The organism is Thalassococcus sp., assembly GCF_982780845.1.
The window spans coordinates 95,529-115,496 of record NZ_CEYADA010000005.1; the positions used below are offsets into that span (position 1 = coordinate 95,529).

General features: G+C 54.7%; 22 protein-coding genes. 19 read left to right on the plus strand and 3 right to left on the minus strand.

Annotation, left to right across the window (positions count from 1 at the left end; genetic code table 11):
- Window positions 1-8 precede the first annotated feature (8 nt).
- Window positions 9-1,229 carry a tyrosine-type recombinase/integrase gene (locus tag AC4FIA_RS07345; RefSeq protein WP_490365307.1) on the minus strand — a complete coding sequence of 407 codons (1,221 nt, stop codon included), beginning with the start codon at window positions 1,227-1,229 and terminating at the stop codon, window positions 9-11.
- A 277-nt stretch (window positions 1,230-1,506) separates the two neighbouring features.
- Here AC4FIA_RS07345 and AC4FIA_RS07350 point away from each other — a divergent pair, with 277 nt between their 5' ends.
- From AC4FIA_RS07350 to AC4FIA_RS07395, 10 genes are all read left to right on the plus strand, one after another.
- Window positions 1,507-2,703 (plus strand): tyrosine-type recombinase/integrase, encoded by a 1,197-nt coding sequence (locus AC4FIA_RS07350; protein ID WP_490365308.1) that lies wholly within the window; start codon window positions 1,507-1,509, stop codon window positions 2,701-2,703.
- Between the two features lie 8 nt (window positions 2,704-2,711).
- The gene (locus AC4FIA_RS07355; RefSeq protein ID WP_490365309.1) at window positions 2,712-3,401 is read left to right on the plus strand and encodes a hypothetical protein; all 690 of its coding nucleotides are present in this window, start codon (window positions 2,712-2,714) and stop codon (window positions 3,399-3,401) included.
- A 45-nt stretch (window positions 3,402-3,446) separates the two neighbouring features.
- Entirely contained in the window at window positions 3,447-3,653 is a 207-nt protein-coding gene (locus AC4FIA_RS07360) for a MerR family transcriptional regulator (RefSeq protein ID WP_490365310.1), read from the plus strand.
- Window positions 3,654-3,658: 5 nt separating this feature from the next.
- Entirely contained in the window at window positions 3,659-4,045 is a 387-nt protein-coding gene (locus tag AC4FIA_RS07365) for a helix-turn-helix transcriptional regulator (protein ID WP_490365311.1), read from the plus strand.
- Window positions 4,042-5,715, plus strand: coding sequence for a site-specific integrase (locus AC4FIA_RS07370; protein WP_490365312.1), 1,674 nt, complete (start codon window positions 4,042-4,044; stop codon window positions 5,713-5,715). Before AC4FIA_RS07365 ends, AC4FIA_RS07370 begins: the two co-directional genes overlap by 4 nt.
- A gap of 884 nt (window positions 5,716-6,599) precedes the next feature.
- The gene (gene phnC, locus AC4FIA_RS07375; protein WP_490365313.1) at window positions 6,600-7,400 is read left to right on the plus strand and encodes a phosphonate ABC transporter ATP-binding protein; all 801 of its coding nucleotides are present in this window, start codon (window positions 6,600-6,602) and stop codon (window positions 7,398-7,400) included.
- A gap of 52 nt (window positions 7,401-7,452) precedes the next feature.
- Window positions 7,453-8,364 carry a phosphonate ABC transporter substrate-binding protein gene (phnD, locus tag AC4FIA_RS07380; protein WP_490365314.1) on the plus strand — a complete coding sequence of 304 codons (912 nt, stop codon included), beginning with the start codon at window positions 7,453-7,455 and terminating at the stop codon, window positions 8,362-8,364.
- A 102-nt stretch (window positions 8,365-8,466) separates the two neighbouring features.
- Window positions 8,467-9,321, plus strand: coding sequence for a phosphonate ABC transporter, permease protein PhnE (gene phnE / locus AC4FIA_RS07385; RefSeq protein WP_490365315.1), 855 nt, complete (start codon window positions 8,467-8,469; stop codon window positions 9,319-9,321).
- Between the two features lies 1 nt (window position 9,322).
- On the plus strand, window positions 9,323-10,636 hold the full coding sequence (phnE, locus tag AC4FIA_RS07390; RefSeq protein ID WP_490365316.1) for a phosphonate ABC transporter, permease protein PhnE: 1,314 nt from the start codon (window positions 9,323-9,325) through the stop codon (window positions 10,634-10,636).
- The gene (locus AC4FIA_RS07395) at window positions 10,636-11,253 is read left to right on the plus strand and encodes an LbetaH domain-containing protein (RefSeq protein WP_490365317.1); all 618 of its coding nucleotides are present in this window, start codon (window positions 10,636-10,638) and stop codon (window positions 11,251-11,253) included. Before phnE (AC4FIA_RS07390) ends, AC4FIA_RS07395 begins: the two co-directional genes overlap by 1 nt.
- On the opposite strand, the gene phnF is transcribed toward AC4FIA_RS07395, so the two are convergent.
- Window positions 11,250-11,957, minus strand: coding sequence for a phosphonate metabolism transcriptional regulator PhnF (phnF, locus tag AC4FIA_RS07400; protein ID WP_490365318.1), 708 nt, complete (start codon window positions 11,955-11,957; stop codon window positions 11,250-11,252). The genes AC4FIA_RS07395 and phnF overlap by 4 nt on opposite strands.
- A gap of 116 nt (window positions 11,958-12,073) precedes the next feature.
- On the opposite strand from phnF, the gene phnG reads away from it, so the two are divergent.
- The 9 genes from phnG (at window position 12,074) to AC4FIA_RS07445 (ending at window position 19,037) form a co-directional block, all read left to right on the plus strand.
- The gene (gene phnG / locus AC4FIA_RS07405) at window positions 12,074-12,529 is read left to right on the plus strand and encodes a phosphonate C-P lyase system protein PhnG (RefSeq protein WP_490365319.1); all 456 of its coding nucleotides are present in this window, start codon (window positions 12,074-12,076) and stop codon (window positions 12,527-12,529) included.
- Window positions 12,529-13,092, plus strand: coding sequence for a phosphonate C-P lyase system protein PhnH (phnH, locus tag AC4FIA_RS07410; RefSeq protein WP_490365320.1), 564 nt, complete (start codon window positions 12,529-12,531; stop codon window positions 13,090-13,092). Before phnG ends, phnH begins: the two co-directional genes overlap by 1 nt.
- Window positions 13,093-14,181 (plus strand): carbon-phosphorus lyase complex subunit, encoded by a 1,089-nt coding sequence (locus AC4FIA_RS07415; protein ID WP_490365321.1) that lies wholly within the window; start codon window positions 13,093-13,095, stop codon window positions 14,179-14,181.
- 50 nt (window positions 14,182-14,231) lie between these two features.
- Complete coding sequence (locus AC4FIA_RS07420; RefSeq protein ID WP_490365322.1) at window positions 14,232-14,771, plus strand: HAD-IA family hydrolase; 540 nt, start codon at window positions 14,232-14,234, stop codon at window positions 14,769-14,771.
- Complete coding sequence (locus AC4FIA_RS07425; RefSeq protein ID WP_490365323.1) at window positions 14,768-15,676, plus strand: alpha-D-ribose 1-methylphosphonate 5-phosphate C-P-lyase PhnJ; 909 nt, start codon at window positions 14,768-14,770, stop codon at window positions 15,674-15,676. Before AC4FIA_RS07420 ends, AC4FIA_RS07425 begins: the two co-directional genes overlap by 4 nt.
- Window positions 15,676-16,458 (plus strand): phosphonate C-P lyase system protein PhnK, encoded by a 783-nt coding sequence (gene phnK / locus AC4FIA_RS07430; RefSeq protein ID WP_490365324.1) that lies wholly within the window; start codon window positions 15,676-15,678, stop codon window positions 16,456-16,458. The genes AC4FIA_RS07425 and phnK overlap by 1 nt, the downstream gene beginning before the upstream one ends.
- Before the next feature lie 3 nt (window positions 16,459-16,461).
- Window positions 16,462-17,145: a phosphonate C-P lyase system protein PhnL gene (gene phnL, locus AC4FIA_RS07435; protein WP_490365325.1), complete on the plus strand. Its 684-nt coding sequence runs from the start codon at window positions 16,462-16,464 to the stop codon at window positions 17,143-17,145.
- Window positions 17,142-17,693 (plus strand): phosphonate metabolism protein/1,5-bisphosphokinase (PRPP-forming) PhnN, encoded by a 552-nt coding sequence (phnN, locus tag AC4FIA_RS07440; protein ID WP_490365326.1) that lies wholly within the window; start codon window positions 17,142-17,144, stop codon window positions 17,691-17,693. Before phnL ends, phnN begins: the two co-directional genes overlap by 4 nt.
- A 147-nt stretch (window positions 17,694-17,840) precedes the next feature.
- Complete coding sequence (locus AC4FIA_RS07445) at window positions 17,841-19,037, plus strand: alpha-D-ribose 1-methylphosphonate 5-triphosphate diphosphatase (protein WP_490365427.1); 1,197 nt, start codon at window positions 17,841-17,843, stop codon at window positions 19,035-19,037.
- A 100-nt stretch (window positions 19,038-19,137) separates the two neighbouring features.
- On the opposite strand, the gene AC4FIA_RS07450 is transcribed toward AC4FIA_RS07445, so the two are convergent.
- Window positions 19,138-19,965 carry a metallophosphoesterase gene (locus AC4FIA_RS07450; RefSeq protein WP_490365327.1) on the minus strand — a complete coding sequence of 276 codons (828 nt, stop codon included), beginning with the start codon at window positions 19,963-19,965 and terminating at the stop codon, window positions 19,138-19,140.
- Window positions 19,966-19,968: the final 3 nt, after the last annotated feature.

Sequence of the window (19,968 nt, forward strand, 5' to 3'; positions counted from 1 at the left end):
GATGGAATTCAGTTGGAAAAAACAACAATCTTCCCATCTCCACTGCTTGCCGTTGAACGCGCAGCCCAAGTCTCCATTAACTTGCGCCGCTTGTCGAATAGGTCAGACCGGGCATAGGCGGCTTCCGCCTTGTCCTTGATGCCATGTGCCAGCGCGGCTTCGATCACTTCGCGGGGGAAGCCGGTGGTCTCGCCCGCCCAATCTCGGAATGTGGAGCGGAAGCCGTGGACGGTTATGTCGGCGCGGTCCATTCTACGCAAAACGGCGGTCATGCTCATGTCGGAAATCGGCTTGCCGGGTTTTGCCTCGCTGCGAAAGACCAGCGCGTCGTCGGGCGTGCCTTCGACGCGCTGACCAAGTAAGGCTAAGGCTTCGTCGGTCAAGGGAACTCGATGTTCCTTTGCTGCTTTCATTCGACCCGCTGGAATGGTCCAGACCTTCGCGTCCAGATCGACTTCGCCCCACGTCATGCCGCGCGTTTCACCGGAACGTGCCGCCGTCAGGATGGTAAACGCCAGCGCCCGAGCGGCAACGCCTTCGCGGTTCGCAAGATCACCCATGAAAGCCGCAATTTGGGCGTGAGGCAAAGCCGGATGATGTTTGACTGCGCGGATTTTCTTGGGCTTCGGCAAGAGGTGGTCAAGGTGACCGCGCCAGCGCGCCGGATTGTCGCCCGACCGAATACCCAGTGCGGAGGCGTAGTCGATCACCGCTTCGATCCGTTGCCGAACCCGGTTTGCAGTTTCAGGCTTCGCCGCCCAGATCGGGGTGAGTGTTGAAATCACATCCGCCGTTTCGATCTTGGCGACCTGCACCGCGCCGATCTTTGGGAACACATAGGCCTCCAAAGTCGAGGTCCATTGCGCGGCGTGTTTGGCATTCTTCCAGCCGGGACGTTTGCTTTCAATGAGTTCAAGCGCTGCTTCGCGGAATGTCTTTGGCTTTGCCTGCTGTTTTTGCGAAATCGGGTCCTCGCCTTCGGCAATGAGACGTCGCGCATCCGCCGCTCGATCCCGCGCCATCGCGAGGCTCACGTCGGGATAGGCTCCAAGCCCTAGGTCTCGCCGCCGCCCCTGCACCTGATAGCGCAGAACCCAAGACCGCGCGCCAGAGGGTTTCACATACAGGAATAGCCCGCGCCCATCGCCATGCCGTCCGGGACCTGCCGTCTCTACTTTCCGCGCGCTCAGGGGCATATCGTTCCCACATTTGTTCCCACACTTCAACATGATTTAGAGCGAACGTGCGCGAACCGCAATAGCAGGGTGCGAATTTATCCCATTGTTTTGTTTATAGTAAATTGAACTCCTGCGAACTGATCCGGCACTGCTAGACCGAAGGTTATACGGACTTCGTCTCCGCCATTATACACTTTTGTTTAAGTCAGTTGGGTCGCTTTCAGCGGCCTTATTTTTTGTTTTTATTGAGTTTTTAGAGCTTGTAGCTTTGTGTTGAAATTCTCTCGCTTGTATCTATTTTTGTACGTTGAGTGGTATGAAATGTGGTATGAAGGCGATGGCCCTTTCTGGAAAGCTGACAAAGAAGCTGGTTGAGAATCTAGGCGCTGGGCGTCATGGGGACGGCAATGGCCTTTATCTCGTAGTTGACCCATCCGGTGCGCGACGCTGGATTGTGCGTGTGGTGGTGAAAGGGAAGAAGAATAAAAATGGCGCGCCACTCCGGACGGATTTCGGTTTGGGTAGTGCGGATCTAGTGCCGCTCAATCAGGCCCGAGAACGTGCACTCGAATACCGGCGCATGGCAAAGCAAGGCATGAACCCGCGCTTCAATGAGCATCAGGAAGTGCCAACCTTCGAGGAAGTAGCTCAGCAGGTCCACATTGACCGAATGCCTACTTGGAAGAACGCCAAACACGGGCAGCAGTGGATTAACACCTTGCGAGAGTATGCGTTCCCCAAAATCGGGCGCATGCCGATCGACAGTATTGGCCAGCCCGAAGTCATGATTTGTCTTTCACCAATCTGGACCGAGAAACATGAAACTGCCAGGCGGTTGTCTCAACGGATCAAGATCGTGCTGGATGTCGCGCGTTCCAAAGGGTTTCGAACTGGGGAAAATCCCGTTTCCATAATCAAGGACTCGCAAGTCTTGCCTAGGGTTAAGGCCAAGCCCAAGCATCACAAGGCGATGAGCTGGCAGGATGTCCCTGCCTTCTATGCAGACCTTTGTGGGCGAAAAGCTATGGCGGCCAAGGCCCTGATGTTCACCTGTTTGTCAGGGTCACGCACTGGAGAAGTGCTGGGAATGCGCTGGGAGGAGATTGATTTTAATAACAAGATATGGGTCTGCCCCGCTGACCGAATGAAGACAAGGGTAGAGCATCGGGTGCCGTTGACGGACGAGATGCTCTCGATCATTGCACCGCTGAAGGCGATGCGCTCGGAATATGTGTTCGAAGGCCAAAAACGGCACCGGCCTTTGTCAAACATGGCGATGCTGATGTTGTTGCGCCGCATCAATGCTGAGGGCGTGACAGTGCACGGGTTTCGATCGACGTTTCGGGATTGGGCTGCAGAGGTTGCAAACGTACCGCGCGAAGTGGCCGAGAAAAGCTTGGCCCATACAATTGGCAATGACGTGGAGCGGGCCTACGCTCGATCTGACCTTTTGGAAAAGCGTCGTGTATTGATGAGTGATTGGTCTCAATATGTTGCATCCAATCGCAGGTTGGAAGGTGAATAATGCACAGGGTGCCAATCAACGAGCAGGAACTCTTATTCTTAGAACTCTTTCGCATTGCTTTGAGCGCGGAGACTCTTGAGAAAAGGTTGACGGCCATCCGATACGTAAAACATGAGGTTGTCGCGGCGCGCCTGCAAAACCTGCATGAGAATCCTGGCCCCGAATGGGTTCAGGACCCAAGAAATCTAGAACTTGTAAATTGGGTGGCTGAGACGGCACCGGAGCGCGACAATGCAGTCTATGAGTTCTCGCGCGTTTCTAGGCAGTACGAAGATATGAACGAACGGCGATTGAACATCGCTGAGCAAGCAAGGAAACTGATTGATCTCTCTATCCAAAAAGGAAAATTCGAGGGCGTTCAGACCCGTAGTGGAATTCTGTATCAGGTTACTGAGGTAGGGAAAGCGCACAAGGTTAGTGGCGCACGCGACAAGGATACGGTTCGCAAAAGCTGGGGAACGTATCGCGGAGTGGTCCATCTGGGAATGGCGATGGATATCTGTGAAGAATTGTCTGAGCCTCTTGTCTCTGTGCTCTTTTGGGCAGAACGGATTCGCCGCAGGCTTTCTGAGACCTGTCCCCAAGGTACCGCCAACCCCTATGTTTCCCCAAGTGAACAAATAACTTTCGTATATGAATCAGGGTGTTGTGGTCCCCGATTTCAAAATCGGGGACTGCCTTTCTACATAAGCAGCTGAGTATCTAATCCCTGCACATTCAACGCAGTGGAAAGAACTTCAAAGATGCCAAAACTTTTCGAAGAAGATCGTAACTACCTTCTCGGCGACCCTGAACTCGATATTATTGGTGACCGTCAAAAACTGGCGCAGTGGCGTCATAAGATGAAAGGCCCAGCCTTCTACCGCCTGGGGCGAAAGATCATCTATCGCGGCGCTGATCTGAACTCTTGGCTGGCGGCAAATCGCGTCGATCCAGCAAAACAGCGGTGACGTCGATGGGCCGCTCAACAATTGATCCCCAAAGCGCTGTTCGAGACCTGTTTGGCACTGATTGCCAAACTGATCTGCCTCCAAAAGCTGCCAAGCAGCGGAGACGTAAGCTAAGGAGTAAGAAATGTCCTGAGGTTACTGATCAGGCGTTCAAGTTCCTGACCGTTAAAGAAGTCGCGCGGCGCTATAGTGTTGGAGAGGCGACGGTGTGGCGTTGGGTGAAAAACGACCCCATCTTTCCAGAACCAATCAAGCTTTCCGCCGGGACAAGCCGATGGAAGGCCGAACAACTACAGAATTTTGAGCATCTTGCCGCCAAGCGGAGCGTGTATGAGGCCAAAAGGGTCTTGGGACCATCAGGTAGCAAGACTCGCAAGGGCGGGTTCAAATGAGCCGCTCCTACAAGAAAGTCCGTCCCAAGAAGGACTGGGTATACACGACGGAAGGCCTTGCCAGACTCTACGGAGTGCATCCAAACACTGTCTCAAACTGGGTCAAGGACGGTTTGCGAAAGTCTGACAATGGCGTGCCATCCGTTTTTAACGGCGCTGAAGTGAAGCGGTTTCATAAGGAACGGCGCGTGGACAGCAATGTGAAATTGCGTCTTGGTCAGTTTAAATGCTTCTCCTGCAAAGGGCGTGTGTTTCCGGATCCCCAATCTGTCAGTTCAGACTCCTCAAGCGACGGGAGAATTAGCATCTGGGGTCAGTGCCCGGACTGCTTAGGTGTGCTCGCTAAGCAAGTGAATGAGAGGGATTGCGACAAGATAATGTACTGCGTCGATACCAATACAAGCTTGGCCTCGTTAGACGAAGAAAACGAACGAGTTCCAGTTGGTGGTGGTAATGAGCGCCTGACCGGTTCTCAGTTCTTAGATAAAGTGAACGACCGCATCCTGCATGAGTGGTTGCAGTTTGCTGGCTGCTGGGATCATAAAACTATCTCAGCAAAGCTGGCGGCCATCCGTCTGTTTGAGGCTTTTTGCGGTGGCAAGGAATTTTCGAAAATCAGTAAAGAGCATGTCGTCGGCTTTCGCGATAGCCTCAAAATGAGTGTTGATCCGAGCAATGAGAAGCAACTCAGCATTTCGACCGTTCGCCATCGAGCTTCTCATCTAAAATCGTTTCTGGAGTGGTTGGTTGAGCAAAAGGGCTATCAAGGTCTGAACAAATCTTTACCCAGCTATTTAGCCCTGCCCAAAAAGTTCGATGCGGCAGTCTTGAGTGAGCGGGAGCGCTATGTACCGTCTGTAGCGGAGGCCGTGCAATTGATCGAGCGCATGCCTTGCCGGACCATGAAAGAGCGTCGGGATCGTGCGATGGTTGCAATTGCGTTCCTGGCGGCACTGCGCGCTGATACTGTCACCTCCTTGCGGGTCAAACATCTTGAGCGGTCGGCCCGGATTGTTGTGCAGGACGCAAAAACCTCCAGGACGAAAAACGGAAAAAGTCTGCGGATCAAATTCTTCCCATTGCCCGAGATTTTTGCAGAGGTCGTATGCGAATGGAAAGAGGAGTTGCTTGGTTTAGGGTTCTCCAGCGAGGATGCGATGTTCCCTGAAGAAAGATTTCTTGTAACACGTGGGTCATATACTCAAAGGGGCAATGTTCCCGTCATGGCTACCACGCATGCAATCTCTAAAGCATTTGAGGTGGGTTCTGAGCTTCTTCAGAAACACATCACTCCGCATTCAGCGAAACACTGCATTGGGAGCCACAGCTTGGCAATTTGCAAGGAGCCTGACGAGCACAAAGCTTGGTCTATGAACATGGGGCATGAAAATGAAGAAGTGATGATCCGCCACTACAAACATCTGTCCGAAGAGCGCGTGTTTGATATCTTCGAGCAGTTTGAGAAAGCTGGCAAAAACGAAAGCGAATTCGGGTTCGAAGAAAGAGAACTAATGTTGGGTTACCTTCTTCGAGATTTCGTTCCAGGGACCGACGAGTATGAACGGGGCGAGGACCTGGTGGATGAACATCGCGAGCGTAAAAAAGCGACGAAGCGACGGGCAGTGCCCAGAAAAACTACCCCCAATGGCTACGACGACGTTATCGAATAGTTTCTCCGACCAAAAAATTGCGGAGTGATGAATTTCAGTGCCATCTATGGATTGACTTCTAAGGTGGGAGAAGGGGAAACAGGAACGCCTAATGCCAACTCCGCAAACAGACATTCGTCGAATGATGCTTACTGGCCAGTACTTGCCTTTGGTATCGGCCTCGAGAAACCACACGGACACGAGCAGTACGGGCGGGAAGCCGACCTTGGCTGCAGATTTGGTTTTGACCTTGCTTTCACCAAAGCTGTCATTCGATGGTAGGATGCGTCTGAAATATTGGATTTGAACTAGCGGCAGTAACGGGAGCTTGTGAGCAGTTCACATGTTGCGGGTGACGCGTTTCTAGCGGCGCACCTCCCCAATTTGCGTAGGTTTAAAGAGTGGGGTCCTTGGGCGCCTCTTCCCAGTATTCACCCATCGCAACAATGCATGAGGTGCCGTTGGCGTAGTTTTGTACGATCATCCAATCGCCATTTCGCCGAGTCACCCAAATTTCAAGCATTGTTTCTGGATCACGAAAGCCGCCCGCCTGACGCTGAGCGCCCAGGGGACCGGTCAATGTTGTGCGAAGGCGTGCAGTGTCGTCACATTTAATATCTCCCAAATTGGCCTGAGCCACGTTTGGTAGCGCCACTGTGATCACCAGAAAGAGTGCACGAAATATCCGCATAGAGACAGTTTAGCCCGAGGTGGTGAGAATTGTAACAAAAACATGACAGGCTGTGGATAATTCCGCGTAGCGCAATGGCCATGGGCGCGAGCTCAATGTGCAAAATGCGACCAGCCGTCACAAATGCGACGTAAAACTTTTAAGATTATGAATCAAAAATTTAGCATTTGTTTCGCGAAGCGCCCGTAGAACCCCGCCAAATTCGGGGGTAAGAATGCTGTCAATAGACGCACTGACAAAGCAATTCGGCGAGAAAATCGCTGTCGATTCTGCGAACATTCACGTCGATAAACCGATGATGATTGGCATCATTGGGCGATCGGGCGCAGGTAAATCGACGATGTTGCGCATGCTCAACCGTTTGAGTGACGCCACCAGCGGGTCGATTGTCTATGAAGGCGAAGACGTGACCCATTTGCGCGGCGCGGCCAAACGCAATTGGCAGTCCCGCTGCGCGATGATCTTTCAACAGTTTAACCTCGTGCCGCGTATGGATGTTGTGTCCAACGTTCTCCATGGCACGTTGAACCGCCGGTCCACTTTGTCGACGATGTTCAACCTCTATCCTCAGGACGACATTCACAAAGCAATCGACATTCTCGACCGTCTTGGCATCGCGGAACAAGCGCCCAAGCGCGCAGAAGCCCTGTCCGGTGGTCAGCAACAGCGCGTCGCGATCGCCCGCGCCTTGATGCAAGACCCCAAGATAATTCTTGCGGACGAACCGATTGCCTCGCTCGATCCGATGAATGCGCAGATCGTAATGCAATCCTTGCGTCAAATTCACGAAGAAGACGGCCGCATGGTCATCGCAAACCTGCACACCCTCGATACAGCACGCCGGTATTGCGACCGTGTGATCGGCATGCGCGACGGGCGTATCGTGTTTGATGGCGCGCCTGAGCAACTGACCACTGGCGTTGCACGAGACATCTACGGAGCTGGCGCTGATTTTTCAGAAGCCGCCACATCAACCGAGATCGAAACACTGGACAGACAAAAAGAGTTTGCCTGAGCCAGCTGCCACTCCGCATCTCGCGGGACCCTTCATCTAACGGAGACACACGATGAAAAAGACACTTGCACTTGCACTTGTTGTAACGACTTCCCTGAGCTCTGCGGCCTTTGCAGAGGACACAATCTCTGAATTCCGTATCGGTATCCTTGGCGGCGAAAACGCGCAGGACCGCATGACATCTCACGAGTGTCTTAAGAACTACACAGAAGAAGCGCTCGGTGTTCCTGTAAAAGTTTTCGCGCCAGCAGACTACGCCGGTGTGATCGAAGGCCTTCTCGGCGGCACCATCGACTACGCATGGCTCGGCGCATCCGGCTACGCGAAAACATATCTGTCCGACCCAGAAGCGGTTGAGCCTGTTCTTGTGAAAGTGAACCTCGACGGTTCCATCGGTTACTACTCCATCGGTTTCGCACGCAAAGACAGCGGCATCGACAGCATCGACGCAATGGAAGGCAAGGTCTTCGGTTTCGGTGACCCGAACTCCACATCTGGCTACCTCATCCCATCCATCGAAATCCCGACATATAAAGACGGCATCACAATGGAATCCGGTGAGTACTTCAAAGAAGTGAAATTCACAGGTGGCCATGAGCAAACAATCGTTGCCGTAAACAACGGCGACATCGACGGCGGGGTGACTTGGGCAGACGGTCAAGGCGCATGGGAAGACGGCTTCAACTCCGGTGCGCTTCGCAAGGCGGTTGACGCAGGTCTCGTCGATATGAACGATCTGACAGAAATCTGGCGCTCCAAAGAGATCCCAGAAGGTCCAGTTGTTCTTCGCAAAGCTCTCCCTGCAGACGTGAAAGCGAAGATGACAACACTCATCGACGACATGTATGAGAACGATCCTGAATGCGCCTACAACATCGCGGCAGGCGACACGCTCGGCTTCAAGTCGATCACACATGATGCGTATCTCTCCATCATCGCAGCACGCAAGCTGAAGTCTCAGTAAGCAGCTGATAATTCTGGCCCCGCGCATATGCGCGGGGCCTTTTTCGTGCGCAGCGTAGCGATGCCACGAAACATACTGCAAAGACTGCAGCGGGGACCAGAAATGACGGATATGTCCACAGCCTCCATCCAATCGAACTACATGGAAATGGTGAGACGCAAACGCCTCTATGGCGGTGCAGCGCTCAGTCTTTTTGCGCTCGTTATGGTCTCTGGCTTTATGTTGGCGGACAGTCGGAACGCCGGCGGGTTTTGGCAAGGTATCCCAAATATTTTTGATTTCCCCAAAGATGTCTGGAAAGACACTTTGCCAAAGCTCGATCAATTGCCCACGCATTTCGCGACCTATTTCCCGTCCTTGATCGAGACGATCAATATCGCGGCGGTCTCCACGTTGCTCGGGTCTATGCTTGCTATTCTTCTTTCGCTTTTTGCGACCCGGGGTCTGGCAAAATACCCAGCCCTCATTGGTCCAGTGCGCCGCATCATGGATATTTTGCGTGCGTTCCCCGAGATCGTGATCGCGCTTGTCCTGATCTTTATCTTGGGCGGCGGCCCAGTGCCTGCGATGATCGCGATTGCTTTTCATACGGCGGGGTCGCTTGGCAAACTGTTTTCTGAGGTCAATGAGAACGCCGATTTGAAACCCATTGAAGGTCTCTCTTCGGTGGGGGCGACCTGGACCCAGCGCATGTGGCTGGGCGTGATGCCGCAAGTTGCGCCGAACTATTTTTCCTACGCGATCCTGCGGTTCGAAATTAACATTCGCGCCTCAGCGATCCTGGGCTTTGTCGGCGCAGGTGGCATTGGGTACGAGCTCAAAAATGCCATGTCCTGGGGGCAGGGGAAATATGATGATGCAGCTGCGATCTTCATCCTGCTGTTCGCCACCATCGTCGTTTTCGATCAACTCTCCAGCTACGTGCGTGACCGTTTGATCTCCAAGGGAGGGCACTGATATGGCTGCTGCCGACTACTATCAAAACGCAGACCGGCTTTTTGCCCGCAAGCGCCTGTTTGGTTTTGCCGTGCCTGCGGTGATCCTCGCCTATCTCGTCTATGTGTTCTTTGCCTTTGATATTCTTGGACTTGCCGAGCGGGCACGTATGGAAAACGCACGCGTCCTGATCTCGGATATGTATTCCCACAAGGTTTTGGTCACACGTGACAACCGTAATGGCGAGATTTCTTACAGCGTCGAAGGTGAGCGCAAAGGTGACTATCCAGAAGGGCAGCGGCCCACATGGGTTTCAGGAGGGGAAACTCAGACCATCAGCGTGGATCTCGATGGCGGTTTGGTTGCTCATTTCTTGCCGGGCAATGAACTGCGCGTTGATGTGCCCGATTTCGGCCCTGTAGAAGCCCGCATGGATGGCCGCGCTGTTGTCACTAATCTGGATCCGAACAACCTGCCCGAATGGGTCTCGCTTTCCAGGTCCCGTTTGGACGTTACCCTGCCAGATGGCCGTGTGACGTTTACGCGGAACAAAACCGAGGCCTTCAACTATTTCATCGGCTGGGAACTGTTCTTCTTTACGCTCTCGAGCCCATATCATGGACATGGGGTGTTCAGTATCCTCTTTGGTGACCAGATTGATCCAACGCGGTCGAACATCGCAGGCGCTTGGCATGATTTTTGGGAAAACCCGATGTGGCGTCATTCCGAGGTTGCATGGGCGATCTTTGAAACTCTGCTCATGGCCTTTCTGGGCACTATGGGTGCGGCGATGATCGCCTTGCCTCTCGCCTTCCTTGCCGCAAAGAACTTTACGCCGCTTGGCCCGATCCGTTTCGCCGTCCGCCGCGTCTTTGACTTTATCCGCGGCGTCGACAGCTTGATTTTTACCATCATCCTATCGCGTGCCTTTGGGCCCGGTGTGCTCACGGGTACCTTGGCGATATTGATCACAGACACGGGGACCTTTGGCAAAATGTTTTCGGAATCGCTCGAAAACGTCGACAAGAAGCAGATCGAAGGCGTTGAATCGACAGGGGCAAAGACGATCCAGCGCTACCGTTTCGGCGTGATCCCTCAAGTGACACCAATCTTCCTGTCCCAAATTCTTTTCTCGCTTGAATCCAGTACCCGCAGCGCGACCATCATTGGAGCGATCACAGGTGGCGGGATCGGTCTTCTGCTGACCCAGGCGATCTACACGCAAAAAGACTGGGAAGAGGTCACTTACTACATCATCTTGGTGATCTTGCTCGTGATGCTGATGGACCAATTCTCTGGTTGGTTGCGTCACAAACTCATCGGAAAGAAAGATTGATGGCCCGCCTCAAACCAACCGAACCCTTCATCCATCCCGATTGCCATATCACAGGCAGTGAATTTGGCGCCTACACTGAAGTGGGGCAGGGCAGCCGTCTCAATAATGCGCATTTTGGCGACTATTCCTATTGTGATCGCTACGCAGACATCGCCAACGCGCGGATTGGCAAGTTCTCCAATATCGCGGCGTTTACGCGTATTGGCGCGACGGACCATCCGCTACACACAGCGTCTTGTCACCATTTTCTATATCGCTCCGATGACTATTGGGATGACGCTGAGGCCGATCCCGATTTCTTTGCGCACCGGAAGTCACGGCTCGCCTATGTCGGCCATGATACATGGATTGGTGCGGGAGCGATGATCAAACCGGAAGTCACGCTTGGCCATGGCGTGGTCGTCGCCTCAGGCGCTGTCGTGACCAAAGATGTCGAACCCTATACGATCGTTGCGGGCACACCGGCTAAGGTGTTGCGGCTGCGTCAGCCGCGCGAGATCGCCGAGCGGATCATCGCTTTGGCATGGTGGGATTGGCCGCACGAGCGGCTGCGTGAAACGCTCGATGATTTTCGCAAGCTGCCCGTCGAAGAGTTCTTGGAGAAATACGAAGGCTAGTTTTCCAAGGTGAGCGTGACGCGGTCGCCGGCAAAATACGTGCGGCCGTATTCAACAGGGCGCCCCGTCGCATCCACGTTCACGCTGGTCGATTTGAGTAAGGGATCGCCTTCGCTCAGATTGAGATGCAGCGCTTGCGTTGTGGTGGCGCGGACCGCCGTCAGCCGCGTTGAGGCACGTGTATAATCCTCGACCCCAACATGGGTGAGTGCTTTTGTAACGCTGTTGATCGTGCGTAAAGCCGTCTCGATCTCGGGCAAACGTTCGAGCGGAAACAGGCTCTCGAACAAGGCAATCGGCTGCTCATCTGCAAAGGATAGCCCATGATAGGCGCAGACCGGATCTCCTTGGGCAATGTCCAATGCTATGGCTTCGCCTTCGGTGGCAAATCGCGTTTCTAAATGGAGCAATTTCCGTAGCGGCGAACGCCCCGCAGCAATCAGATTTTCATGAAAGCGCACGCGTTTTCCGAGAGGGTAATCAGTCGGGCGCGCCGAGACAAAAACGCCCGAGCCGCGGCGGGAGCGTAGCAGCCCTTCGTCCACCAGTGCGGAAATTCCGTGGCGCACCGTATGGCGATTGACCCCAAAGCGATCGGCCAGAGCTGCCTCTGTTGGCAGCTTGTCCCCCTCTCCATAGCGCTTCTCTGAAATGTCTTCGCGCAGGGCATTGGCAATGGCCTTCCAAATCGGTGTCTTACTCAAAGCGACCTCATTTTTTCAACGCGGCGTCACGGAAGTTTCACAAAACTCTTATCGCAGTGAATCAAGCTCTTCGGTAAGATGTGTATAGTTGTATAGGAAGGCGCAAAGTTGTCGACATGAAAGATACTGTAGAGGCGGAAAACCCGCGAAAAATCTGGATGAGCCTCTTGGCAAAGGCACCTGAGGGGCGCGTTTCAGAGCTTTTGAACGCCGCAACCCAGCGCCCGGATTTTACGTGGCTGCGCGCGCCCGAGATCGGTAGCGCTATGGTGCGCGGCCGTGCTGGCGCGACAGGTGCGCCATTTAATTTAGGTGAAATGACCCTCACACGCTGCGCGCTCAAGTTGAGCTCAGGTGAGGTTGGTCACGCCTATATACAGGGACGCCGAAAAGAGGACGCAACGGCTGCGGCCCTTGTCGATGCGTTGATGCAGACCGATCAGGCCACGCTAGTCCAGACCGCCATTCTCGACCCGATTGCCAAGGAAATTGCTGCGCAAAAACAAAAGCGCGCTGAAAAAGCTGCGGCCACGAAAGTTGAATTTTTCACCATGGTCAGAGGAGAGGATTGATGGACGCCGACGTTCTTTCAGGAGGCTTTGCCAATCCCGCGATAGACGCGGCCCAAGCCTTTCGCTCGGTCATGGAAGCCATGGCGCGGCCGGGCCGCATCTACGACATCATGGGTGCTCTGCCGCCCGCGCCGTTGTCACCTGCTGCGGGCGCTGTTTTGCTCACGCTTTGCGATCCTGACACATCAGTTCATCTGGCAGGCCCTGCCGATTGCGACGCGGTGCGCGCATGGCTCGCGTTCCACACAGGCGCGCCAATTGTAGGCCCTCATCATGCGGACTTTGTGCTCGGACGCTGGGAAGATTTGGGAGAGCTGTCCCAATACCAAATCGGGACCTCGGAATATCCGGACCGTTCTGCGACCTTGATCGTCGAATTGCCCAGCCTTGAGGCAGCGGGCGCAACCTTGACCGGCCCGGGCATACAAACAACCGCAGCGTTGTCCTTGCCCGAAACAGCGGCATTTCAAACGAACCATGGGCAGTTCCCGCTTGGCCTCGATTTCATTTTCACCTGCGGCGATCAGGTCGCGGCTCTACCCAGATCGACGGAGGTGTCCTAAATGTATGTTGCAGTCAAAGGCGGCGAGGCCGCGATCGCAAATGCCCATGCTTGGCTGGCCGAAGAGAGGCGCGGCGATCCATCTGTGACCGAGCTGTCGATTGCGCAGATCCGAGAGCAACTCGCACTTGCCGTGAACCGCGTGATGGCCGAAGGATCGCTCTATGATCCGGACCTTGCGGCCTTGGCGATCAAACAAGCGCGGGGGGACCTGATCGAGGCGATTTTTCTCATTCGGGCGTACCGCACCACACTGCCGCGTTTTGGCGCGTCCGAGCCGATTGAAACAGGGGTGATGGCCTGTGACCGCCGCATTTCGGCGACCTTTAAGGATTTGCCAGGGGGGCAGGTTTTAGGCCCAACATTCGACTACACACACCGTTTGCTGGACTTCAAACTTGAAGCCGATGGGGAGACGCCAGAGGCGCCGACGCGCGCGACGAAGCGCTCTGATGTGCCGCATGTTGCCGAGTTTCTCAATGGCGAAGGTTTGATGGAGGAAGCGCCACGTGACGAAAGCGTGCCGCCCGATTTGACGCGTGAGCCGCTTGAAATGCCGGCAGATCGCGCGCTGCGGTTGCAAGCGCTCACCCGCTCAGACGAGGGGTTCACTTTGGGCCTCGCTTATTCCACCCAGCGTGGCTACGCCCGTAACCACGCATTTGTTGGTGAATTGCGCATCGGTAGCGTTCCCGTTGAAATGGACATCCCAGAGCTGGGTTTTGCGATCGATATAGGAGAGGTGACGGTCACGGAATGCGAAACTGTGAACCAGTTCACAGGGTCTAAAACCGAGCCTCCCCAGTTCACCCGTGGCTATGGGCTGGTCTTTGGTCAGACCGAGCGTAAAGCGATTTCCATGGCGCTTGTAGATCGCGCGCTCCGCTGGGAAGAACTGGGGGAAGACTTCGTTGGTGCCCCTGCGCAAGATGCGGAATTTGTTCTCTATCACGCGGACAATATCCAAGCGACGGGCTTTCTCGAACACATCAAGCTGCCGCATTATGTGGATTTCCAATCCGAGCTCGAGCTAGTGCGCAAACTGCGTCGCGAAGCGATGGAAAATACCGCGCAGGAGGCCGCCGAATGAAACATGTCATTTTTGACATTGGCGCGGTTTTGATAGATTGGCAGCCTGCTTTGGCATGGGCTGATGACTTGGGCAAGGCGGAAACCGAGGCGTTTTTGAAACGGGTTTCTTTCGAGAAATTGAACCTGGCCTGTGATGCTGGCGCACGTTTTGAACAGGCTTCGCGCCTGATAGATGATCCCGAAGACGCAGAGCGCCTGCGCCAATATGTCGAGCGCTACACAAAGACGGTGCCGCATAAAATCCAAGGCACTTGGGACATTCTTTACACTCTCAAAAATGAAGGCGTGCGCGTTTTTGCCATCACAAATTGGTCCGCTGAAACCTGGCCCGAGGGCTGCAAAGCGCATCCAGAGATTGCCGAGGTTTTCGAGACGACGGTCGTGTCTGGGCAAGTCGGCATGATCAAACCAAGCGTTCAAATCTTCCAGCACTTCTGCGACTTGGCGGGGGTGGAGGCCAGTGACTGCGTCTTTATCGACGACGGGCTTCACAACTGTGTCGGCGCGCGGACCGCGGGCATGGACGCAATTCATTTTACAGGGCCAGACGCGCTCGCGCAGGGTCTCAAACAGAGGGGGCTGCTATGAGCGAGAGCGCCTACAATTTTGCCTATTTGGACGAACAAACAAAACGGATGATCCGCCGTGCGATCCTCAAGGGGCTGGCCATTCCGGGCTACCAAGTACCCTTCGCCAGCCGTGAGATGCCGATGCCCTATGGCTGGGGCACGGGGGGCGTTCAGGTGTCTGCGGCGGTGCTGCACCCCGAAGATACCTTCAAGGTCATAGATCAAGGCGCTGATGATACGACCAATGCTGTGTCTATCCGCACGTTCTTTGAAAAAACCGCGCAGGTCAAAACCACCACGCGCACGTCTGAAGCGACAGTCATTCAAACGCGCCACCGCATCCCCGAAGAGGGTTTGACCGAGGATCAAATCCTTGTTTACCAAGTTCCTATTCCCGAGCCTTTGCGCTTTTTGGAGCCGCGCGAAAGTGAAACGCGCAAGATGCATAGCCTCGAGGAATATGGCCTCATGCATGTAAAACTCTACGAGGATATTTCGCGTCACGGCCATATCGCGACGTCTTACGCCTATCCGGTCAAGGTCGAGGATCGCTACGTGATGGACCCCTCTCCGATCCCGAAGTTTGACAACCCGAAATTGGGTGACATGGCAGCGATCCAGCTGTTTGGCGCGGGCCGTGAACAGCGAATCTATGCCTTGCCGCCTTACACAAAGGCCGTGAGCCTCGACTTTGAGGACCACCCTTTTGAAGCCTCGAAAGCAGATCACCCTTGTGGTCTGTGCGGGGCCGAAGACAGCTATCTCGACGAGGTCATTGTGGATGATGAGGGCGGGCGCATGTTTGTGTGTTCAGACACGGACTACTGCGAGGGACGCCGCGCCAAAGGATATGTCGGCGCAATGGCGGCGACAGATCAGATGGCTGCAACCACCATGACCAAACCGACATTGGAGGTGTTGTGATGAGCTGCGCAGATCAACCGCTTTTGTCCGTCAAAAGCCTCTCAAAATTCTACGGCGCTCATATTGGCTGCAAGGATGTGAGCTTTGATCTCTACCCGGGCGAGGTCATGGGCATCGTTGGAGAATCCGGCTCCGGCAAATCGACTTTGCTCAACTGTATGGCGGGGCATCTCGCGCCTGATCAGGGCGAAGTGGTGTTTGATACCCGCGCCGATGGACCACGCGATACGGTTCAAATGTCCGAACCAGAGCGGCGCATGCTCAGCCGCACAGACTGGGCCTTTGTGCATCAACATGCGCGGGACGGTCTGCGCATGGGGGTCAGCGCGGGCGGCAATGTGGGCGAGAGGCTCATGGCCGTTGGCGCGCGCAACTACGGGGATATTCGCGGAAAGGCCACCGATTGGCTCGAGCGGGTCGAGATCAGCGCGGATCGCGTTGATGACCGTCCGACCACCTTTTCAGGCGGGATGCAGCAGCGTTTGCAAATCGCACGGAACCTCGTCACCGGCCCGCGCCTTGTGTTCATGGATGAGCCGACGGGGGGCCTTGATGTTTCTGTCCAGGCCCGTTTGCTGGATCTGGTGCGGGGATTGGTCCGCGACATGGGATTGTCTGCGATCATTGTCACCCACGACCTTGCCGTTGTGCGCCTTCTGGCGGATCGCTTGATGGTTATGAAGTCAGGTCACGTGGTCGAAGCAGGTCTCACGGACCAGGTGCTCGATGATCCACAGCATGCCTATAGCCAACTTCTTGTCAGCTCTGTTTTGCAGGTGTGAGCCATGATTGAACTGAACAACGTTTCCAAAACCTTCACTTTGCACAATCAGGGTAGCGCTGTGATCAATGTGCTTTCGGGTGTTTCGCTGAGCGTCTCTCGGGGTGAGTGCGTGGCGCTCACTGGCGCGTCGGGGGCGGGGAAATCCACATTGATGCGGATGATCTATGGCAACTACTTGACCCAAGCGGGTGAGATTAAGATCGGCGAAACGGATTTGGTCAAAGCTGAGCCGCGCGAGGTTATCGCTCTGCGCCGTGAGGTGCTGGGCTATGTCAGCCAATTCCTGCGGGTTGTGCCGCGCGTGCCAACGATTGATGTTGTCTCCGAGCCTTTGCGTGCGGTTGGCGCAACGACCGAAGAGGCAACCGCGCGTGCCGAAGAGCTTTTGTCGAAGCTGAACATCCCTGAGCGCCTCTGGTCCTTGTCGCCAACAACGTTTTCGGGCGGCGAGCAGCAGCGCGTAAATATCGCCCGCGGCTTCGCCCATAGCTATCCCGCCATGCTGCTAGATGAGCCGACTGCCAGTTTGGATGCCGCAAATCGCGAGGTTGTCTTGTCCCTCATCGAAGAGGCCAAAACGCGCGGCGCTGCCATCATTGGGATTTTTCACGACGAGGCGGCGCGTGAGCGGGTTTGTGATCGGGAAATTGATGTGACGGAGTTCACCAGAGGACAAGCCGCATGAGACGGGGATGTCTCATTGCCGTCGTTGGCCCATCTGGAGTTGGCAAAGATAGTGTCATGATGGGCATAAAAGCGGCCTGTCCTGAGGTGCATCTCGTCAAACGTGTGATTACCCGCGCGCCTGAACTTGGCGGTGAAGACTATACTGCGGTGACAGTGCCCGAGTTCGAACGCCGTGCTGAGCTGGGGGAGTTTGCTGTCCATTGGGGCGCCCATGATTTGTTTTATGCGATCCCTCAGAGCGTAAAGGCCAAGTTGGCCGTGGGCCAAACCTGCCTCGCGAATTTCTCGCGCTCAGCGCTTCTTAGAGGTGCCGAAGCGTTTGATACCTTTCAGGTCCTCAACATCACGGCATCGCCTGAGGTGCTCGCAAATCGCCTACGTGCCCGAGGCCGCGAAACCGACGCGCAGATTGAAAAACGTCTCAAGCAAGCGGATAAACCTCTGCCTGAAGGATTGGAAGTGGTTCATCTCGCAAATGAAGCGGAACTGGATGCAACCGTGTTGCAGGCACTTGCGCTTTTGAAGCTTGAAAAGGTTTCGCAATGAACAGGCCGGCGCGGCAGAAGACCAGTCAGACAGGGCGTCACAGCGCTGTCACATCCCCTAAGTAGATCAGATCAAATGCGGCGCGCTGACTTGGTCCCGGCCTCCGGAAAAACAACCAAACGCCAATATTTTCAAGAAGAGTTAACCATGAATTCTCCCATCGATCACACTAATCTTCCGAATTCTGGCGACGCCGCGCAGGTGAGTGATATTTGCCTCGCAAATGCAAAATTGGTTCTCAGCGACCAAGTGGTGCGCGGGTCGATTACTGTTGAAAGCGGCGTGATCACGGAGATCACCGAGGGTGGGGACATCCCGTCGGGCGCGATTGACTGTGAGGGAGACTATGTCCTGCCTGGGTTGGTAGAACTGCACACAGACAATCTCGAGCGGCACCTTGAACCGCGCCCGGATGTAGATTGGCCGCACCTTCCTGCGCTTTTGGCCCATGATGCCGAGCTTGCCTCAACAGGGATCACCACCGTATTTGACGCGCTGCGCGTTGGCTCGATCCATACCAGTGGCAAAGGCGGCTATGGTGAATATGCCCGAACGGTCGCGGATGAATTGCTGGCCGCGCGCGCTCAGGGCGTGTTCAAAATCAGTCACTTTATTCACCTTCGCGCAGAGATTTGTTCCCAAACGCTGCTCGAAGAATTGGCCCGCTTTAGCCCAGAAGATCGTGTGGGCATTGTTAGTCTTATGGATCACACGCCGTATCAACGCCAGTTCCGCGACCTGAGCGCGCTTAAGACCTATGTTGCGAAAAAGCGCGGTATGAATGACGAAGAATTCAAAGCGCACGTGGCTAATTTGCTGAACCTACAAAATCAGTTTGGGGCGAAACACGAAGCCGGCGCCTTGGCCGAGGCAAAACGGTTGGGCGCCGTGCTCGCCAGCCACGATGATACAACCGCCGAACACGTCGCGACCTCGTCGGAAAACGGTGTCAACTTTGCAGAGTTTCCGACCACAGTTGAGGCAGCCGAAGCCTGTACAGAGCACGGCATCGCGGTCATGATGGGGGCGCCGAATTTAATCAGAGGCGGCTCTCATTCAGGCAACGTCGCAGCCATTGAACTTGCATCGGCAGGTCTTTTGGACATTGTATCCTCAGACTACGTGCCCGCAGGACTTTTGCTCTCGGCATTCGAGCTTGCGAAGGTCTGGGGCAACTTGTCCCGTGCCGTTTCGACAGTGACGCGAAATCCTGCGAAAGCTGCCAAGTTGACAGATCGTGGTGCCTTGGAGACTGGCTTGCGTGGGGATCTGCTCCGTGTACGAACCTTTGACGACAAACCCATTTTGCGTGGGGTTTGGAGTCAAGGCCGACAAGTCGGCTAGCCTGAAAACATTCGATTCAGAGTGCGTGCAAAAATATAAAAGGCGAACCTCTGCTCCTTCGCCTTGCTTCAATTCGAAAGACAAGAGGTTCTTGCTGACGTCATTGTGCGGCTACTGGTTTAGACCAGTCTTCCCATTCTGCACCAGTCGCGAACAGTGGACCGTCCCAGTTAAACGGGATCTGGTGAATGATGGTGTCGCGCTCTTGGATCAGAAGTACATGATACGCGGGCTCCATAGGGCCACCGGCCAGCAACTTGGTTTCTTTCATGTCCGGGTAGGATTGGTTGCAGGTGGACGGCACGCTTGAAAATGGAATGCCGCAATAGGTTCCATGGATTGGGGCATGCACATGACCAAAATGAATATAGTCGATTTTGGCTTTATAGGTTTCAAGTAAAGCCCGTAACCTTGGGCGATCTTCGGCGACCAGGGCGATTTGATCTTCGGCAGGCAGTTTGATCTCCATCGGGTTGTGATGCAGGAAAATGCGCGCGTGTGTCGCTTTTTCAAGTTCGGCCTGTAACCAAGCGCAGCGATCAGGCCCAAAATGGCCAGCATGCGTCAACGGTTGAGTGCTATCTAGATAGATGAAACAGCTGTCCCCAACCACTTCCGAATAATTCACGTAACCATGTGCATCCGTTTCTTGCTCCGGAAAAACCGAGAGGAAGGTTTCGCGGTTGTCATGATTTCCCACCAATAGACGGACGGGGATAGCCTGCTCGGCCAGCACATCGCGCAGGGCTGCATAAGCCTCGTGCTCTGCCCAGTGGGTCAAGTCACCTGTGATCACGATACGCGCAGCGTCAGAATGATTTTCGTTCACATCATTGAGTGCTTGGGCTAGCCGTTTGTGCGGGTTTAGCCCGCCCATTCGTTCGCCGGGAACGGTAAAGTGGATGTCGGAAATATGGACGATTTTCATCTG

Excerpts from the sequence above, each read along its gene's own strand:
- AC4FIA_RS07345 (WP_490365307.1), bottom strand. The coding sequence starts at position 1,229 with ATGTTGAAGTGTGGGAACAAATGTGGGAACGATATGCCCCTGAGCGCG.
- AC4FIA_RS07350 (WP_490365308.1), top strand. The coding sequence starts at position 1,507 with ATGAAGGCGATGGCCCTTTCTGGAAAGCTGACAAAGAAGCTGGTTGAG.
- AC4FIA_RS07360 (WP_490365310.1), top strand. The coding sequence starts at position 3,447 with ATGCCAAAACTTTTCGAAGAAGATCGTAACTACCTTCTCGGCGACCCT.
- AC4FIA_RS07365 (WP_490365311.1), top strand. The coding sequence starts at position 3,659 with ATGGGCCGCTCAACAATTGATCCCCAAAGCGCTGTTCGAGACCTGTTT.
- AC4FIA_RS07370 (WP_490365312.1), top strand. The coding sequence starts at position 4,042 with ATGAGCCGCTCCTACAAGAAAGTCCGTCCCAAGAAGGACTGGGTATAC.
- phnC (WP_490365313.1), top strand. The coding sequence starts at position 6,600 with ATGCTGTCAATAGACGCACTGACAAAGCAATTCGGCGAGAAAATCGCT.
- phnD (WP_490365314.1), top strand. The coding sequence starts at position 7,453 with ATGAAAAAGACACTTGCACTTGCACTTGTTGTAACGACTTCCCTGAGC.
- phnE (WP_490365315.1), top strand. The coding sequence starts at position 8,467 with ATGACGGATATGTCCACAGCCTCCATCCAATCGAACTACATGGAAATG.
- phnE (WP_490365316.1), top strand. The coding sequence starts at position 9,323 with ATGGCTGCTGCCGACTACTATCAAAACGCAGACCGGCTTTTTGCCCGC.
- AC4FIA_RS07395 (WP_490365317.1), top strand. The coding sequence starts at position 10,636 with ATGGCCCGCCTCAAACCAACCGAACCCTTCATCCATCCCGATTGCCAT.
- phnG (WP_490365319.1), top strand. The coding sequence starts at position 12,074 with ATGAAAGATACTGTAGAGGCGGAAAACCCGCGAAAAATCTGGATGAGC.
- phnH (WP_490365320.1), top strand. The coding sequence starts at position 12,529 with ATGGACGCCGACGTTCTTTCAGGAGGCTTTGCCAATCCCGCGATAGAC.
- AC4FIA_RS07415 (WP_490365321.1), top strand. The coding sequence starts at position 13,093 with ATGTATGTTGCAGTCAAAGGCGGCGAGGCCGCGATCGCAAATGCCCAT.
- AC4FIA_RS07425 (WP_490365323.1), top strand. The coding sequence starts at position 14,768 with ATGAGCGAGAGCGCCTACAATTTTGCCTATTTGGACGAACAAACAAAA.
- phnK (WP_490365324.1), top strand. The coding sequence starts at position 15,676 with ATGAGCTGCGCAGATCAACCGCTTTTGTCCGTCAAAAGCCTCTCAAAA.
- phnL (WP_490365325.1), top strand. The coding sequence starts at position 16,462 with ATGATTGAACTGAACAACGTTTCCAAAACCTTCACTTTGCACAATCAG.
- phnN (WP_490365326.1), top strand. The coding sequence starts at position 17,142 with ATGAGACGGGGATGTCTCATTGCCGTCGTTGGCCCATCTGGAGTTGGC.
- AC4FIA_RS07445 (WP_490365427.1), top strand. The coding sequence starts at position 17,841 with ATGAATTCTCCCATCGATCACACTAATCTTCCGAATTCTGGCGACGCC.
- AC4FIA_RS07450 (WP_490365327.1), bottom strand. The coding sequence starts at position 19,965 with ATGAAAATCGTCCATATTTCCGACATCCACTTTACCGTTCCCGGCGAA.